Annotated in this window: 18 protein-coding genes; all 18 read right to left on the bottom strand. The window is 33.1% G+C overall.

What is annotated here, in order from left to right:
- Positions 1-19: 19 nt before the first annotated feature.
- Positions 20-919: a GTPase Era gene (gene era, locus KA856_RS06550; RefSeq protein ID WP_107385073.1), complete on the bottom strand. Its 900-nt coding sequence runs from the start codon at positions 917-919 to the stop codon at positions 20-22.
- The gene (cdd, locus tag KA856_RS06545; RefSeq protein ID WP_019469371.1) at positions 919-1,323 is read right to left on the bottom strand and encodes a cytidine deaminase; all 405 of its coding nucleotides are present in this window, start codon (positions 1,321-1,323) and stop codon (positions 919-921) included. Before cdd ends, era begins: the two co-directional genes overlap by 1 nt.
- Positions 1,324-1,413: 90 nt before the next feature.
- Entirely contained in the window at positions 1,414-1,752 is a 339-nt protein-coding gene (locus KA856_RS06540; RefSeq protein ID WP_107505153.1) for a diacylglycerol kinase family protein, read from the bottom strand.
- Between the two features lie 8 nt (positions 1,753-1,760).
- Entirely contained in the window at positions 1,761-2,222 is a 462-nt protein-coding gene (gene ybeY, locus KA856_RS06535; RefSeq protein WP_107385075.1) for an rRNA maturation RNase YbeY, read from the bottom strand.
- Positions 2,223-3,170: a PhoH family protein gene (locus KA856_RS06530; protein WP_107385076.1), complete on the bottom strand. Its 948-nt coding sequence runs from the start codon at positions 3,168-3,170 to the stop codon at positions 2,223-2,225. It abuts the gene before it with no gap.
- Positions 3,171-3,505: 335 nt separating this feature from the next.
- Positions 3,506-4,162, bottom strand: a complete 657-nt coding sequence (locus KA856_RS06525; RefSeq protein ID WP_181187598.1) for a hypothetical protein — start codon at positions 4,160-4,162, stop codon at positions 3,506-3,508.
- A gap of 17 nt (positions 4,163-4,179) precedes the next feature.
- Positions 4,180-5,166, bottom strand: a complete 987-nt coding sequence (gene floA / locus KA856_RS06520; protein WP_026034799.1) for a flotillin-like protein FloA — start codon at positions 5,164-5,166, stop codon at positions 4,180-4,182.
- A 6-nt stretch (positions 5,167-5,172) separates the two neighbouring features.
- Positions 5,173-5,874 carry an NfeD family protein gene (locus tag KA856_RS06515; protein ID WP_154409384.1) on the bottom strand — a complete coding sequence of 234 codons (702 nt, stop codon included), beginning with the start codon at positions 5,872-5,874 and terminating at the stop codon, positions 5,173-5,175.
- 364 nt (positions 5,875-6,238) lie between these two features.
- On the bottom strand, positions 6,239-6,415 hold the full coding sequence (gene rpsU, locus KA856_RS06510; protein ID WP_002483157.1) for a 30S ribosomal protein S21: 177 nt from the start codon (positions 6,413-6,415) through the stop codon (positions 6,239-6,241).
- Positions 6,416-6,589: 174 nt separating this feature from the next.
- Positions 6,590-7,936 (bottom strand): tRNA (N(6)-L-threonylcarbamoyladenosine(37)-C(2))-methylthiotransferase MtaB, encoded by a 1,347-nt coding sequence (gene mtaB, locus KA856_RS06505; protein WP_119535949.1) that lies wholly within the window; start codon positions 7,934-7,936, stop codon positions 6,590-6,592.
- Positions 7,937-7,941: 5 nt separating this feature from the next.
- Positions 7,942-8,694: a 16S rRNA (uracil(1498)-N(3))-methyltransferase gene (locus KA856_RS06500; RefSeq protein WP_119535950.1), complete on the bottom strand. Its 753-nt coding sequence runs from the start codon at positions 8,692-8,694 to the stop codon at positions 7,942-7,944.
- A gap of 3 nt (positions 8,695-8,697) precedes the next feature.
- A complete protein-coding gene (gene prmA / locus KA856_RS06495) occupies positions 8,698-9,636 on the bottom strand; it encodes a 50S ribosomal protein L11 methyltransferase (protein WP_119535951.1) in 939 nt (312 codons plus the stop codon).
- Positions 9,637-9,639: 3 nt separating this feature from the next.
- On the bottom strand, positions 9,640-10,770 hold the full coding sequence (dnaJ, locus tag KA856_RS06490) for a molecular chaperone DnaJ (protein ID WP_107384908.1): 1,131 nt from the start codon (positions 10,768-10,770) through the stop codon (positions 9,640-9,642).
- Positions 10,771-10,907: 137 nt separating this feature from the next.
- Positions 10,908-12,752 carry a molecular chaperone DnaK gene (gene dnaK, locus KA856_RS06485; protein WP_019469381.1) on the bottom strand — a complete coding sequence of 615 codons (1,845 nt, stop codon included), beginning with the start codon at positions 12,750-12,752 and terminating at the stop codon, positions 10,908-10,910.
- Positions 12,753-12,803: 51 nt separating this feature from the next.
- Positions 12,804-13,430, bottom strand: a complete 627-nt coding sequence (gene grpE / locus KA856_RS06480; protein WP_107384907.1) for a nucleotide exchange factor GrpE — start codon at positions 13,428-13,430, stop codon at positions 12,804-12,806.
- 30 nt (positions 13,431-13,460) lie between these two features.
- A complete protein-coding gene (hrcA, locus tag KA856_RS06475) occupies positions 13,461-14,441 on the bottom strand; it encodes a heat-inducible transcriptional repressor HrcA (protein WP_107384906.1) in 981 nt (326 codons plus the stop codon).
- A 99-nt stretch (positions 14,442-14,540) separates the two neighbouring features.
- Positions 14,541-15,665 (bottom strand): radical SAM family heme chaperone HemW, encoded by a 1,125-nt coding sequence (hemW, locus tag KA856_RS06470; RefSeq protein WP_107505109.1) that lies wholly within the window; start codon positions 15,663-15,665, stop codon positions 14,541-14,543.
- A gap of 104 nt (positions 15,666-15,769) precedes the next feature.
- Positions 15,770-17,593 carry a translation elongation factor 4 gene (gene lepA / locus KA856_RS06465; protein WP_107384904.1) on the bottom strand — a complete coding sequence of 608 codons (1,824 nt, stop codon included), beginning with the start codon at positions 17,591-17,593 and terminating at the stop codon, positions 15,770-15,772.
- Between the last annotated feature and the right edge of the window lie 104 nt (positions 17,594-17,697).

Below are 17,697 nucleotides of genomic sequence, written 5' to 3'. Positions count from 1 at the left end.
TAGCTCACCGACTCTCAAATTAATCTCGATCTTCTAAATATCCCATTTGACGAATAAAGTTAACTTTGTTTCGCCAATCTTTTTGAACTTTTACCCATAATTCTAAATACACTTTAGAGCCTAATAACCCTTCAATATCTTGGCGTGCCCTTTTCCCAACTTCTTTGAGTTTTTTGCCACCTTTACCTATAACTATCCCTTTTTGTGAATCGCGTTCCACAAAAATAGTAGCTTCTATTCTCACTCGATCTTCATCTTCTTTAATCATTCGATCAACATTGACTCCAATCGCATGTGGAATTTCTTCATTTGTAAGATGTAATATTTTCTCGCGGATAAGTTCACTCACTACAAACTGTTCAGGGTGATCGGAAATTTGGTCATCCGGGTAGTATTTGGGCCCTTCTGGTAAATAAGATTTAATAACATTGATAAAATGCTCAACATTTAATCCTTCTAATGCAGATATAGGAACAATTTCAGTGAAATTCATATATTTTTTATATTTTTCTATTCTTGGCATAAGTTCATCTGGATGTACTAAGTCAATCTTATTTAACACTAAAAATACTGGTGTTTTAACTGATTTTAACATTTCCATAATGTATTCATCACCACGACCAATATCTTCATTAACATTGACCATAAACATAATAGCATCAATTTCCGATAACGTGTTAGTCGCCACACGCATCATATAATCGCCTAATTTATGTTTAGGTTTGTGTATACCTGGCGTATCTAAAAATATAATTTGTGCATCTTCTTGAGTCATTACACCTTGAATTTTATTTCTTGTCGTTTGTGCTTTATCAGACATAATAGCAATTTTATGTCCGATGACGCGATTTACAAAGGTAGATTTACCTACATTAGGTCTACCAATAATTGTTACAAATCCTGATTTATGTGCTGTCATTAGTTTAAATCCTTTCCAGAAAATCCTAGAGGTAACAAATCACTAACTGTAGATTGTATCATGTCACCCTTATGATTGGTCATATATACAGGCATTTCATCATCACAAAGCTCTTTTAACACTTGTCTACAAGAACCACAAGGCGAAGAAGGTGATTCTGCATCAACGGTTACAGTAATCGATTCGAAATCGCCTGGTCGGTATCCATCAGCAATAGCTGCAACAAGGCTTGACCTTTCTGCACAAATACCTAATGGATAAGCGGCATTTTCTACATTTGCACCGTGATATGTTTTACCATCTTTTGTAATTAAATATGCACCTACTTTAAATTTACTGTATGGTGCATAAGCATTACTTTGTGCTTTTCTTACTTCCTTAAAATAATCAGGTTGGTATGCCATAATTTAACACTCCTATTCAATTTTTAATTTTGTATTGTTATTTCAAACTAACTGCTGCTTAGTATATAGATAGATTAAAAATCGTATTGTTTATTTTATAAAATATGGTAAAAAAACGATAAGTCCAATTGCCAACGCAATTATTGAAGCAAGCATAACACTAGCAGCTGCTGTATCTTTAGCTTTCTTTGCAAAGTCATGATATTCATCTGTAATCAAATCCACTACATATTCAAGTGCTGTATTTATGGCTTCAAATGTTAACACGAATCCTATAGCAATGAGGATTAAAATCCATTCAACTGTATTTATTTTTAAATAAATACTAAGAAAAATTGCAATAACTGCAAAAATAATATGGATTAAAAACTTTTTATCTTTACTAAAAAGGACCAGTAAACCTTGAAAAGCATATTTAAAACGTTTCATAGCTACCTCTAATCTCTTGGCAACCCGTAGGCATTTAAAATTTCATCTTGACGACCAAACATTTCTTTTTCATCCGCTTCATCCATGTGATCATAGCCTAATAAATGTAAAAAACCATGAAGGGCAAGGAAGCCAAGTTCTCTTTCAAACGAATGTCCATATGCATCTGCCTGTGATTGAGCAACTTCAGTGCATATGATAATATCTCCGAGTACTCTAGGTATGTCTAAACCACTAATTTCGGGTTCATCTTCTTCTAAAGCAAAGGATATTACATCTGTTACTTTGTCTTTATCTCGATACATTTTATTAATTTGTTGAATTTCTGCTTTGTCTACAAATGTCACAGATAATTCAGCATCGTTATCTATTCCTTCTTGTTCTTTTGCAAAAGTAAGAAGATCGTCTATTTGCTTAAACCAGTTGTTATCAACTAATTCAGTATGATCATTAAAATCTATTGTAAACATTTACTCTTCTCCCTCATAACGATCAATTATTTTACTTACAAGTGGATGACGAACAACGTCGTTTTGGTCTAAATGATGGATACTTAGACCTTTAACATTGTGTAACTTTGCTATTGCTTCTTTAAGACCACTTTTAACACCTTTAGGTAAGTCAATTTGTGTCTTATCACCAGTTACAACCATTTTCGAACCAAAACCTAACCTTGTTAAGAACATTTTCATCTGAGCATGCGTAGTGTTTTGCGCTTCATCTAAAATAACAAATGCATCATCAAGTGTTCTCCCTCTCATATATGCTAATGGTGCTATTTCTATAACGCCACGCTCGATAAATCTAGCAGTTTGTTCTCTTCCTAAAACAGTATTTAAACCATCATATAACGGGCGCAAATAAGGATCTACTTTCTCCTTCAAATCACCAGGTAAAAATCCTAATGATTCACCAGCTTCTACTGCAGGTCTTGTCAACACGATACGTTTAACATTACCTTTTCGCAGTTGCTTAGCGGCATAAACGACGGCTAAAAATGTTTTCCCTGTACCTGCTGGTCCAACGCCAAATACCAAGTCATTATGATACATAGCATTAACATAAAGTCTTTGTCCCATAGTTTTAGCCCGTATTGTTTTACCAAACGCGTCTTTAGTAATTTCGTCATCATATAAATCTAATAAGTAATGAATCGTACCATTTTTTGCCATTTTAACAGCGGCTTCTACATCCTTGAGCGATATAGTTACGCCTTGCTGTATTACTTTTAATAAATTAATCAGTACTGATTCTGCTTGTTCTACATGCTCAATTTTTTCACCTTTTACGGCTATTTCTTGTCCTCGAGCATGTATTATGACATCAAATCCTTCTTCAATTGATTTAAGATTTTCATCATTATTACCAATGAGTGCTTGTGCTTCATTGATGTCATCTATTTGAATAATTCCAGGCATATAGTTGCTCCTTTACAAATATATTCGTTTCTATTATTTTATCCTATTAGATTTTAAGTTACAAAAATAATTATGATGCATGATATGAAATAAGCATTATTATAAAATTAACAATTTCAATAAATCATACTGCAACTTCAATGTTATTATATCATGAAATATTCTCATATTATTTCAAAGTGAATTAAAAATTAACATAAATTGTTATTTTTATGTAAACCAGAGCATTAAGAAAGTATAGTATAAAAATTAACGATCATTATATATTTTGAAATTAAAAATAACTCAACTTACAAAGTCAAAAATCTAACTTTATAAGTTGAGTTTAAATAAATTTATAATTTTTTTGGTCTTTCTAAAACTTCAGACCAAATAATACCATTAACAACTTCATCATCAGCAAATCTATATTGAGCATTTGTGCCAGAGCTTTGAACAGAATGCGCATTCATTAACTGTTTTAAACGATAACGCTTAGTTCTCTCTGATAAATATTTATCAGAAATGATTTCTCGTGCTTTTTTCTCAGTTCTTTGTATTTTTTTCTCAGTTTCACGATCGATTTCATTACGTACGTCTTCCATTTTGCCCATTAAATCAGCTTCAAGCTCTTTTTGAAGTGTATCATCTTGTTGCTTTTGCTCACGTTTTACTTTTTCAGCTTCGGTTTCATTATGTTTAGGAACCGTTGATGTTTCTTGTTGAGGCGTCTCAGTTTCCATCTTTTCAGCTCGTGTTTCAGCAGGTTTATTCTGCTTTGGTGTATGTTCTTCCTGAGTAAAAGGACCATCATTAAATTGTTTTTCTAACTCAGAAAATGTTTTTCCAACTTCTTCAAGGAAACCACGTTTTTTTGGTGGTGTTTCAGACTGATTCGGCTGTTTATTAGCTGGCGGTTGTTGTTTTTTTCGCTTTTTATGACTATCATCGTTAATAGCACCAATTATCGTAAAAATGACAGATACTACAAAGATAATAATACCTATATTCATTTAATCACCCCTATTTATTATTCCGGTGATTCATCATCTTCTTTTTTTGTACGTTGGTTAATAGAATTTCTCATACCAGTATCTGCTTCAACATTTTTCAGATTATAATAATCTTTCACTCCAAGATTTCCTGAACGTAATGCTTCAGCCATAGCTAGTGGAACTTCTGCTTCCGCTTCAACAACTTTAGAGCGCATTTCTTGTACTTTTGCTTTCATTTCTTGTTCTTGTGCTACTGCCATTGCACGGCGTTCTTCGGCTTTTGCTTGTGCGATATTTTTATCAGCAAGCGCTTGTTCAGTTTGTAAATCTGCACCAATGTTCTTGCTAATGTCTACGTCTGCAATATCGATTGATAAAATTTCAAAAGCTGTACCTGAATCTAAACCTTTACTTAAAACTGTTTTAGAAATATTATCAGGATTTTCAAGCACTTGTGTGTGATGTTCACTAGAACCAATTGTAGAAACAATACCTTCACCAACACGTGCAATAATCGTTTCTTCTCCAGCACCACCGACTAATCTTGCAATATTCGCACGTACTGTGATTCTTGCTTTTGCTTTAACTTCGATACCATTCATTGCAACACCGGCGATAAATGGTGTCTCAATTACTTTTGGATTTACAGACATTTGAACTGCTTCTAACACGTCACGTCCTGCTAAGTCAATAGCTGCACCACGTTCAAAAGGTAAATTAATATCAGCTCTTTGTGCAGCGATATTTGCATCAACAACACGGTCAACATTACCACCTGCTAAATAATGTGATTCAAGTTGGTTCGTTGTCAAGTTTAGCCCTGCTTTATGAGCTTTAATTAAAGGTGATATTACTTTACGTGGAGAAACTCTACGTAATCTCATACCTACTAGGGTACCAATGCCTACTTTTACACCCGCTGCGATTGCTGAAATCCACAATCCAACAGGTACAAATGAAAATAATAACAATAATGCAATTACGACTATAACTGCTATAATTAAAATTCCAATCATACTCATTCTCCTTTATGTTTCTATTTCTCTCACAACAACTCGAGTACCTTCAACTTCCAGAATAGTAACTTGTTTGTTCCGTAATATAAAAGAACCATCTGAAACTGCATCGATACGTTCATTGTTATAAATAATAATTCCTGCTGGTCTCAAATCTGTAGATGTAGTTGCAACTTCTCCAACTAAATGAGAGCGATCTTCATGTGATGTATAACCTGCTTCTGCATTTGTAGAATCCTTCAATACAACTTTATCTAAAAACGGTATTTTACGTTTGAAAAATTTCACAAGTATCACCCATTCTATGATTGATAATATTAAGGCTACGACAACATTAGCAATCATGTACACTAGATTATCACCTAAAGTAACAATACTGAAAACGATTAACGCCATACCTATAATGCCAATAATTGCACCCACTACAAATAATTCAATGATAACGAATATCACACCAATGGCGAATAAAACAACAGAATAAAAGTTGACATCCCCTTTTACAAAAAATCCTAAAAAGAAAATGAATAATGCTAATGTTGATATAATTCCGACAATATTTATTCTATTTGAATATAACTGGTACAAAAAACCTAAGAAGATAATACAAGTTAATATCAAAGCACCTATTGGACTAACAATAAAGTTAGAAACATTGTCTATCCAGTTTCCGTTTTCAACAAGTTTGGTTGAAAAGATAGTATGTATACTGCTCATCGAAGGAATCACTTTATCACCTCACTCTCAATTTAATTATACATGAAATAAATATATGATTATACCGTTTACACAATAAAAATCGTAATATTATTCATTTATTATTAAATGATATTCCCAGAAAAATAATCAATTTCAACCAGCTACACGAGATGTACGACATTAATACTTGATTAACGTGAATATGGTAATTTTTAAACTAAGTACAAGATTTTCTAATGCTTATGAAAATCATAAATAGGAATATATAGTGTAGTTCATTTATCTACGTTAATAAATAAAAATAGCCTTAGCTGTATGAACAACTAAGGCTATTATGGTTTATAATTAATGTTGGTGTTGAGGGAGTCAACGAAACAATTAATTATTTGAATTTACGTTTACGTGCAGCTTCTGATTTCTTTTTACGTTTAACGCTAGGTTTTTCGTAAAATTCACGTTTACGTACTTCTTGAATTGTACCGCTTTTAGAAACTGTACGTTTGAAACGACGTAACGCATCTTCAAGTGATTCGTTCTTTTTGACTACTGTTTTAGACATGTGTATTTCCCTCCCTCCAAATATCAACGAAACTTTATAATCATTACACGGTAATTACCATGTATTAATTAGTATAATATATCTGATTAATGTGGTCAATTAGTAAAATTTTAATTTCATGATTCATTTTACACCATGTAGAGGTGTTTGCATTGAATCATTATCAATTAAATTTTATACAGTAACAGAATGTTCTGTTGTATTGGTAGCATGATTTACCACTCTTAGTAATTCACCTTGATTGATTGGGTAATCAGGTTGAGTGATTTTTATCTTTACGAGTTCACCGATTAGAGATTCATCGCCAGCGAATTGAACTTTCATATAATTATCAGCAAAACCTATTAATGTCCCTGGCTCACTGCCAACTTCTTCTGGAATAACTTCAAGTACTTCTTGATCAAATTTTGATGCATACTTTTTAGCAAGCTGATCGCTTAAATGAATTAAGCGATGTACACGTTCATTTTTAATATTTTCATCAACTTGGTCGTCCATTCTAGCAGCTGGTGTGCCAATTCTTGAAGAATAAGGAAATACATGTAATTCTGAAAATTTGTGTTCAACAATAAAATCATATGTTTCTTGGAACTCTTCTTCAGTTTCACCTGGGAAACCAACAATGACATCACTTGTGACTGCTAATCCAGGTAGTGCTTCATGTAAACGAGTCAATCGCTCTGAAAAATGAGCCATAGTATATTTTCTTCTCATTCTCTTCAACACTGAATCAGACCCAGATTGTAATGGGATATGAAGATGACGTACAACTTTGTTTGATTGCTCAATTACACTAATAACTTCATCTGTTAATTGACTTGCTTCAATCGAAGAAATTCTAATACGCTCTAAGCCATCTACAGTTTCTAAGTCACGTAATAATTGTGCTAAATTATAATTTTTTAAATCCTGACCATATCCACCTGTATGAATACCAGTTAAAACAATTTCTTTATACCCTGAATTTACAAGTGTAGTTGCTTGTTCTATCACTTTTTCGGGGTCTCTAGATCGCATTAAGCCACGAGCCCAAGGAATAATACAGAAAGTACAAAAATTATTGCACCCTTCTTGTATCTTCAACGAGGCTCTTGTTCTATCTGTAAAGTATGGAACTTCTAATTCTTCATATGTACGATTTTTCATGATGTTTCCCACACCATTAATTGGTTGTCTTTCTTTTTTAAACTCATTGATATAACCGATTAACTTCGTCCGATCTTGAGTGCCGACCACAATATCTACGCCAGGTATTTCCATAATTTCAGCAGGAGATGTCTGTGCATAACAACCAGTTACACATACCACTGCCTCTGGATTTTGTCTTATAGCACGTCTAATGACTTGTCTGCTTTTTTTATCACCTGTATTAGTTACCGTACACGTATTAATAACAAATACATCAGCATTTGTTTCAAAATCAACACGATCATAATCTGCTTCTTTAAATAATTGCCAAATTGCTTCTGTTTCATAATGATTCACTTTACATCCTAATGTATGAAATGCAACTGTTGACATAAATATCACCCCAATAAGTCTTTTTGAAAGCTTACAGCACTTAAAGTATATAGCGGTGCAGTTTCAGCTCTTAATATCCTAGGCCCTAGACCAACTTGGTATGCTGAACTACCAAATAACTTAATTTCTGATTCAGACAAGCCACCTTCAGGCCCAAAAATGATTAACACACGATCACCAGGTTCAAATTTTTGAACAACTGCCTTAAAAGTACTTTTTTCCCCACACTTAGCAGATTCTTCATAAGCAATCAATACATAATCATATTCATTTATAATATCATAAATTTCTTTTAAATTCGACTTATACTCTATTTCTGGAATAATTAGCCTATAACTTTGTTCAGCAGCTTCTTTTATAATTTTTTGCCAACGTTCTATCTTTTTGATAACTTTATTTTCATTTAATTTTACAACGGATCTTTGCATACCAACAGCGATAAATTGACTTGCACCTAACTCTGTGGATTTTTGTATCATCCATTCATACTTATCCGCTTTAATTAACCCACTGCAAATTGTTATATGTTGTGGTAATTCAGAATCGATATCTATTTTTTCTATTAAAGTAATTTCAATTTGCGCCATAGTCATATTTTCGATTTTACATTTATAAACGCTTTGATCTGAAAAAGTAATAATTATTTGGTCACCAATTTGATATCGCATTACCTTTGTAATATGATGTATATCATTTTGATCTGTAATAAAAAAACGCTGATTTATATCAGCGTTTTGGTCAATAAAATATCTCTGCATTGCTTAATCGCTCACTTTCTGTCCAACGATACATACCCAACCGTTTTCATGATTAATAGAAATGATTTTAAACCCTACACGCTTCATCTGTACTAAAATTGTTTCATGTTTCTCTGTGATAATACCAGAAGTTATAAAATAACCATCTTTATTTAACGTATTATAAGCATCTTCAATCATTTCTTCAATAATATGAGCTAAAATATTTGCAATAACGACATCAAACTTTTCAGTTTCTTCTGTAAGTAAATTGCCTGGCGCAGCCTCAATAGCTTTAACACAATTGTTTTTTTCAAAGTTTTCTTTCGCAACTTTAATGGCCATTTCATCTACATCAATCGCTTTTATGCGTTCTACTCCTAATAAATATGATGCAATGCTAAGTATGCCTGAACCTGTACCAACATCAATCACTGAATCATCTGGCTTCACGAAAGTTTCAATAGCTTTCAAGCACATACTTGTCGTTGGATGATCACCTGTACCAAAGGCCATACCTGAATCCAACTCAATACACATTTCATTTTCGTCTTCTTTTTGATATGTTTCCCAACTTGGAACAATTGTAAATTTAGCAGACGCTCTAAACGGATGAAAATAGTTTTTCCATTCATTTTCCCAATCATGTTCTTGAATTGTTTGTTGTTGATATTCAAATATTTTTGCATCCAAAGATTCGATATTTTTAATTTTTTGAATCAGATCATTTTTAAAATCCTGAGTATATTTTATTTCATTAAAATATGCTTTAACTCTTACGCCATTAACTGGGTAATCATCAGGATTTAGTTCATAAATTTCACCAAATTTATCAGCAAAATCATTTCGAAGATCTAGTGAATCTTCGATAACAACTCCGTTTGATCCAAATTCTTCTAAAATATTAGAAATAATTGGTATGGCATCATGATTTGCAGTGATTGATATTTCAGTCCAGTTCATATTTTATTCTCCCTTAAAGAATCTTTTTGCTTTATCCTTAAAATTTGACGGTTGCTCAGTTAATGATTCACCATCAATTTCAGCAAATTCTCTTAACAATTCTTTTTGACGTTCATTTATCTTAGTAGGTGTGACAACTTTCACGTTGATAAATAAATCACCATAGCCATAGCCATGAACATTTTTTACACCTTTTTCTTTAAGACGGAATTGTTTTCCTGATTGTGTTCCGCCAGGAATTGTTAATATAACATGACCTTTTAAAGTTGGGACTTTAATTTCATCACCAAGTGTTGCTTGAGCGATGCTGATATCTTGTGAAAAGTAAATATCGTCGCCGTCCCTTTCGAATGTTTCAGAAGGTTTAACTCTAAATACAACGTATAGATCACCTTGTGGTCCACCATTTTCTCCTGGCGCGCCTTCACCTGCTAATCTTATTTGTTGTTCATTATCTACACCTTCTGGCACTGTAACATTAATTTTAACTGTTTTGTTTTCAGTTCCTTTACCGTGACATGTCGGACAAGGTTCTTCAAATTCTTGACCAGAACCACTACATACTGGACAAACTTTTTCAGTTCTAACTCTACCTAATATTGTATTCTGTTCTACAGCAACATGTCCTGAACCATTACAGTAATGACACGTTTTTTTCTTAGTCCCTGGTTTTGCACCTTCACCATCACAAGTATGACAAGTTACATCTTTGCGTATTGAAATCTCTTTGCTTGTACCGAATACAGCTTCTTCAAAAGTAACAGTCATTGTATATTGTAGGTCATCACCTTTTCTAGGTGCATTTGGATCTCTTTGACGTCCACCACCGAAGAATGAACTGAATATATCTTCGAAACCGCCGCCGAAACCGCTAAAGTCTTGACCACCAAATCCTTGGCCGCCAAATCCACCTTGTGGTCCATCATGACCAAATTGATCATAGTTTGCACGCTTGTTTTCATCACTTAACGTTTCATATGCTTCTGAAATTTCCTTGAACTTTTCGTCTGCACCTTCTTCTTTATTGATGTCAGGATGATATTTTTTTGATAATTTACGGTAAGCCTTTTTTATTTCATCTTTAGAGGCATCTTTACTAACACCTAAGATATCATAATAATCTCTTTTGGCCACTTTTATCTCTCCTTTTACGTTTGATTAAATTACTTATTAAAAAGGAAAAAGTCAAAGCCAATGTTCAATTGACTTTGACTTAATTTGGCTAAGCAATTGTGTCATATTCTGCTTTCAATAGCAATTAATAACTAAACTTATTTTTTGTCGTCTTTGTTATCATCATCATTTACTTCTGTGAAATCAGCATCTTCAACATTGCTATCATCTGAACCACTTGCTTGTTCACCTTGTGCTTGTTGTTGTGCTTGAGCAGCTTGCTCGTAAACTTTAGCAGATAAGTCTTGAACTACTTTTTCTAGTTCTTCTTTTTTAGCTTTAATGTCATCAATATCTTCGCCTTCAAGCGCAGATTTTAAAGCTTCTTTTTTCTCTTCTGCATTATTTTTATCATCTTCACTGATGTTTTCACCTAAATCAGTAATTGTTTTTTCAACTTGGAATACTAAGCTATCTGCTTCGTTTCTTAAATCACTTTCTTCACGACGTTGTTTATCTGCTTCAGCATTTTCTTCAGCATCTTTCACCATACGATCGATTTCATCATCAGAAAGTGAAGAACTTGATTGAATAGTAATATTTTGTTCTTTATTTGTACCTAAATCTTTTGCAGTAACATTAACGATACCATTTTTATCGATATCAAAAGTTACTTCGATTTGTGGTACACCACGTGGAGCTGGTGGAATATCAGTTAATTGGAATCTGCCAAGTGTTTTGTTGTCAGAAGCCATTGGACGTTCACCTTGTAATACGTGAATATCAACTGCTGGTTGATTATCTGCAGCCGTTGAATAAACTTGTGATTTAGATGTAGGGATAGTAGTATTTCTTTCAATCAATGTATTCATACGTCCACCCATTATTTCAATACCTAATGAAAGAGGTGTTACGTCTAATAATACTACATCTTTAACATCACCAGTGATAACGCCACCTTGGATAGCAGCACCCATTGCTACTACTTCGTCTGGGTTAACACCTTTGTGAGGATCTTTACCTACTTCTTTTTTCACAGCGTCTTGAACTGCAGGAATTCTTGTTGAACCACCAACTAAAATAACTTCATCGATATCAGAACTACTGATACCTGCATCTTTCATAGCTTGGCGAGTTGGTTCCATCGTTCTTCTGATTAATGAATCAGCTAATTCTTCAAATTTTGAACGTGTTAAACTTAATTCTAAGTGTAATGGACCATTTTCACCTGCAGAAATAAATGGTAATGAGATTTGTGTTTGAGAAACACCTGATAAGTCTTTTTTAGCTTTTTCAGCTGCGTCTTTAAGACGTTGTAATGCCATTTTGTCTTGTGATAGGTCTACGCCATTTTCTTTTTTAAATTCTGCAACTAAATAATCGATAATAACTTGGTCAAAGTCGTCCCCACCTAGTTTATTATCACCTGCAGTTGAAAGTACTTCGAATACACCGTCACCTAATTCAAGGATAGATACGTCGAATGTACCGCCACCTAGGTCAAATACTAAGACTTTTTGGTCTTGTTCTGTTTTATCTAAACCATAAGCTAATGCTGCTGCTGTTGGTTCGTTAATAATACGTTCAACTTCTAAGCCTGCAATTTTACCAGCATCTTTTGTAGCTTGACGTTCACTATCATTAAAATATGCAGGAACAGTGATAACTGCTTTTTCTACTTTTTCACCTAAGTAATCTTCTGCAGTACTCTTAAGGTTTTGTAATACCATCGCAGATATTTCTTGGGGTGTGTATGATTTACCTTCTACGTCTACTTTGTGCTCAGTACCCATGTGACGTTTGATAGATTGAATTGTATTAGGGTTTGTAATTGCTTGACGCTTAGCAACTTCACCTACTTGAGTTTCACCATTTTTAAATGCTACAACAGATGGTGTTGTTCTAGCACCTTCTGGGTTTTGAACAACTTTTGGTTCGTCACCTTCTAAGATTGCTACACATGAATTTGTTGTACCTAAGTCAATACCTATTACTTTACTCATAAATAAATTCCTCCTGTTTGTTTAAAAAATTCGGTATTTTCATCAATAAACTTATTGATTTACTTTAACCATTGAAGGTCTTAAAACACGTTCCTTCAATTTATAACCAGTTTGTAGTTCTTGAGTAACTTGACCTGATTCATAATCAGGATTATCGTCTTGTACTACAGCTTGATGTACATTTGGATCAAACTGTTGACCTTCAGCCTCAATTTTTTCTAAACCGTTATTTTTCAATGCATTCAACAAGCTTTCATAAACCATTTCTACACCTTTTTGTAATGATTTAAATTGCTCATCTTCGCCTTCAATCTGTAAAGCTCGTTCTATATTATCTATAGTCGGTAAAATGTCATTTAAAACATCTTGAGCTTTATATGCTTTCATCGTTTGATTTTCTTTTTGGATTCTACGCTTATAATTTTCAAATTCAGCATATAATCTTAAATATTTTTCTTCTTCTTCTTGAACATTATTTTTTAATTGTTGAATTTCTTCATCTTTAGGATCGATATCTGCCTCAATATCTTCAGAATTTTCCTCTTGCAGATTATCTTGTGATTCGTTAGCTATTTCATCAGTATCTTCAACTGAAGTTGTTTGATTGTTTGGTGTTTCTTGATTGATATCTTCAGTCTTTTCGTTTTCATCGAATACTGATTCATTTTTTTCTGTCATTTTCTGCCCTCCATCCAATACAATTCTTAATTACCAAATCGTATTTAGTAATTGTATTACATTCTGATAATTCATTGCCGTTGGTCCGATAACCGCAATTTGACCTTTAAGTCTATCGTCAATGTGATACTCCGTAGTGACAATAGAAATATCGCTCAAGCTTGATTCGATTTCCTGTCCAATCTTAACATTAATTGATGAATTTGACATTTCATCAAGTAGCTGAGTAATTTTGTTTGATTCAATATACTGCAATATAGGTTGAATAGAAGAAACATTTGATTCGTTTAGTGCATCAATTAGTTTAACCTTTCCACCCATGTAAATGCCATTACTTTGATTATCAAAATGAACATCTATTGTATCTAACATATCCTTTATAAAGTCTTTTTCAAAATCTGACTTTGCAAAGGCATTTAGTTCATTTTCCAAGCGTTGTTGATTTAACGCATTATATTTTGCAGTCACAAAATTAGCTATATTTGTCAATTCATCACTCGATAAACGTGCCTTGGATACTAAATGTAAGTGTTCAACATGGCCAGATGTAAAAACAACGACCATGATTACTAAATATGCATTTGCTCGAATCAAGTGAATGTTATTAATAATATCTTTTTTGTGATTTGGACGCATTACCAACGTTGTATACTGAGAAGCGATTGAAAGTTCATTCGCGAATTCACTCAAGGCTGAGGAAATATCATAATGATTTTCAACCAGTAAATCTCCTAAACGTTGTATTTTTTTGTGTTGTTGATGAGATGTTTGTTGCAATAATTGATTCACATAATATCTGATGCCTGACTCTGATGGAGAACGTCCTGATGAAGTATGTGTTTTTTCTATTAAATGAAGTTCCTCTAGTTGTTTCATTTCGTTTCTGATAGTGGCAGGACTAACATTTAAATTATGTCTTTCAATCAGTGTTTTGGAACCAATTGGTTGACCTAAATCAACATAATCTTCAACAATTGCATTTAAAATGCTCAATTGTCTATCACTAATCATGTTTTCACCTCATTAGCACTCTTTTGTTTCAAGTGCTAATTATAATTTATCAAATTGGTCAAAGTAAGTCAATGTTAAAGCCTCAGTTTTTTTAAAAAATTAAACATTCAGTAAAAACGCTTCAAATACTAGGTTTCCAATTACTTTACCTCTCTCTGTTAAAGAAATATAGTCACCTGTATCATAAATTAATTCTCTCTGTTTTAAATCTTTAATCGCTTCGTCATAAACGTCATCAATCGTTTTATTAAACTTTTGATTAAACCGTTTTCTACTTACACCTTGGTTCATTCTTAAACCTAGAAACATCTCTTCTTCCATTTGTTCACTTTCTGTTGGATATACTGCGTCAAGAATAGGTCTTTCGTTATTTTGTATCTTTTTTATATAATGATTCACGGGATTTACATTATTATAACGTTCGCCATTTACGTAACCACTTGCCCCGGCTCCAAATCCATAATAGCCTTCGTTTTTCCAGTAAACTTTATTGTGTTCTGATTCATGTCCTTTTTTACCAAAGTTTGAAATTTCATATTGATGTAACTCAGTCTCATGCATCCTCTTTAATAAATATTCGTACATTTCTTCTCCGACATCTTCGTTCGGGATTTTTAACTGCCCTTTACGGTACATATTATAGAACTGAGTTTTAGGCTCTAAAATCAAGCCGTAACTTGAAATATGATCAATATCCATCGATAACGCTTTTTCTAAACTATCTTTGAAATCTTCTAAGCTTTGTTGTGGTAAATGGTACATTAAATCTAAACTTATAGAAGGTATCCCAACTTGTCTTGCATTCGATACGGCTCTGTATATATCCTCAGTCTTATGAGAACGTCCTAATATCTCTAACAATTCAGGTTTGAATGTTTGAACGCCCATCGACAATCTATTCACACCATAATCCCTTAACAATTGTACTTTTTCTAAAGTTAATTCATCTGGATTCGCTTCAAAACTAAATTCTCCTTTAATTTCAAAGATTTCTGTAATTGCAGTCAATAATTTCTCAAGTTGCTCATACGACAAAGCAGTAGGTGTGCCACCACCGACAAAAACTGTTTCTAAAGATCTAACTTCACTTTGTTTCATTTCATTTATTAAGCAATCTAAATACTGATCCACTGGTTGATTTTGTATAAAATATTTATTGAAATCACAATAAGTACAAATTTTGACACAGAAAGGAATATGGATATAAGCACTTTTCACTTCCATTTTGAGATGACCTTCTTTCGTTAAATAAAATAGATTAACATAACAAAAAAACCGGGGCATAAATCGAATGGATTTAAGGCCCCAATATTTAATAAGTAATAATATTAATCTTCGTCCATCTTAAGCACTGCAAGGAAAGCATCCTGTGGTATTTCAACATTACCAACTGATTTCATTTTTGCCTTACCAGCTTTTTGTTTTTCTAATAGTTTTCTCTTACGGCTAATATCTCCACCATAACACTTAGATAAGACATTTTTACCCATTGATTTTATATTTGTACGGGCGACTATTTTTTGTCCAACTGCTGCTTGTACAGGTACTTCGAATTGTTGTCTAGGTATAAGCGTTTTTAGCTTTTCAACTAACGCTTTTCCTCTTTCATATGCGAAATCTTTATGAACTATAAAACTAAGTGCATCTACTTTCTCTCCATTTAGTAATATATCCATTTTGACTAGGTCACTTTCTTTATTATCAATGAATTCATAATCAAAAGAAGCATAGCCTTTTGTATTTGATTTAAGCTGATCAAAGAAATCAAATACAACTTCAGATAGTGGCAATTCATAAATAATATTGACACGAATATCATCTAAATATTCCATATTAATAAATTGTCCACGTTTACGTTGACATAATTCCATAACTGCACCGACATAATCATTTGGTACCATCATTGTCGCTCTTACAAAAGGTTCATATACCGTATCAATTTGATCTCTTTCAGGCATATATGCTGGATTATCAACAGAGATTTCATCACCATTTTTAAGAATACATTCATAAATCACAGATGGTGCTGTAGCAATTAGTTCTATTCCAAACTCACGTTCAATACGTTCTTGAATAATTTCCATATGCAACATACCTAAGAAACCTGTTCTATATCCAAAACCTAATGCTTGAGATGACTCAGGTTCAAATTCTAATGAAGCATCATTTAATTGCAACTTTTCTAATGCCTCTCGTAAATCATTGTAATCTTTATTATCTATAGGGAATAAACCACAGAAAACCATCGGATTCATTTTTTTATAACCTTTTAACGGCTCTGCTGCTGGACGATCTAGATGTGTAATCGTATCTCCGACACGTGAATCATCTACATTTTTAATACTGGCAATGACATAACCTACATCCCCTACTGTCAGCTCACTAACTGGTAATTGTTTAGGTGTATTGATACCTACTTCGGTAACTTCAAAAGATTTTCCTGTAGCCATCATTTTAATTTCATCACCCGTTTTCAAAGTTCCTTCAACTATTCGAATTGAAGAAATAACGCCTCTATACGGATCATATTCTGAATCAAAAATCAATGCTTTTAACGGCGCTTCTGGATCTCCTTGAGGTGGTGGTACTACTTCTACAATTTTTTCTAATATATCTTCAATGCCAATATTTGATTTTGCACTGGCTAATACGACATCATCTTTATCTAGCCCTATTACATCTTCTACTTCTTGCTTTACACGTTCAGGTTCTGCTGCTGGTAAATCAATTTTATTTACAACTGGTAATAACTCTAAATCGTTATCTAGTGCCAAATAAACATTGGCTAATGTTTGAGCCTCTATGCCCTGAGCAGCATCTACAACTAATATAGCCCCCTCACAGGCAGCTAATGATCTAGAAACTTCATATGTAAAATCTACGTGTCCAGGTGTATCGATCAAGTGAAACGTATAAGTCTCACCATCTTTTGCATCATATTTTAAACGCACAGCATTTAATTTTATTGTTATACCGCGTTCTCTCTCTAAATCCATAGAATCCAATAACTGTGATTGCATCTCACGTGATTCAACAGATTTAGTATTTTCCAAAATTCTATCTGCTAATGTAGATTTCCCATGGTCAATATGTGCAATAATAGAAAAGTTTCTTATATTTTCACGCTTGCTTAAACGATTTTCTTTATCCATGTATTATCAGTCTCACTTTCATAATTCTAGCCCGTAAATATGTATGACATTCTTTGATATAATAACGTTTTTATTTACTAATTGCAAACTTGATAAAATTAATA

The sequence above is a fragment of the Staphylococcus sp. GDB9P120P genome, assembly GCF_017893435.1.
Classification (GTDB): Bacteria; Bacillota; Bacilli; order Staphylococcales; family Staphylococcaceae; genus Staphylococcus; species Staphylococcus cohnii.
This window is presented reverse-complemented; position numbering and strand designations above follow the sequence as displayed.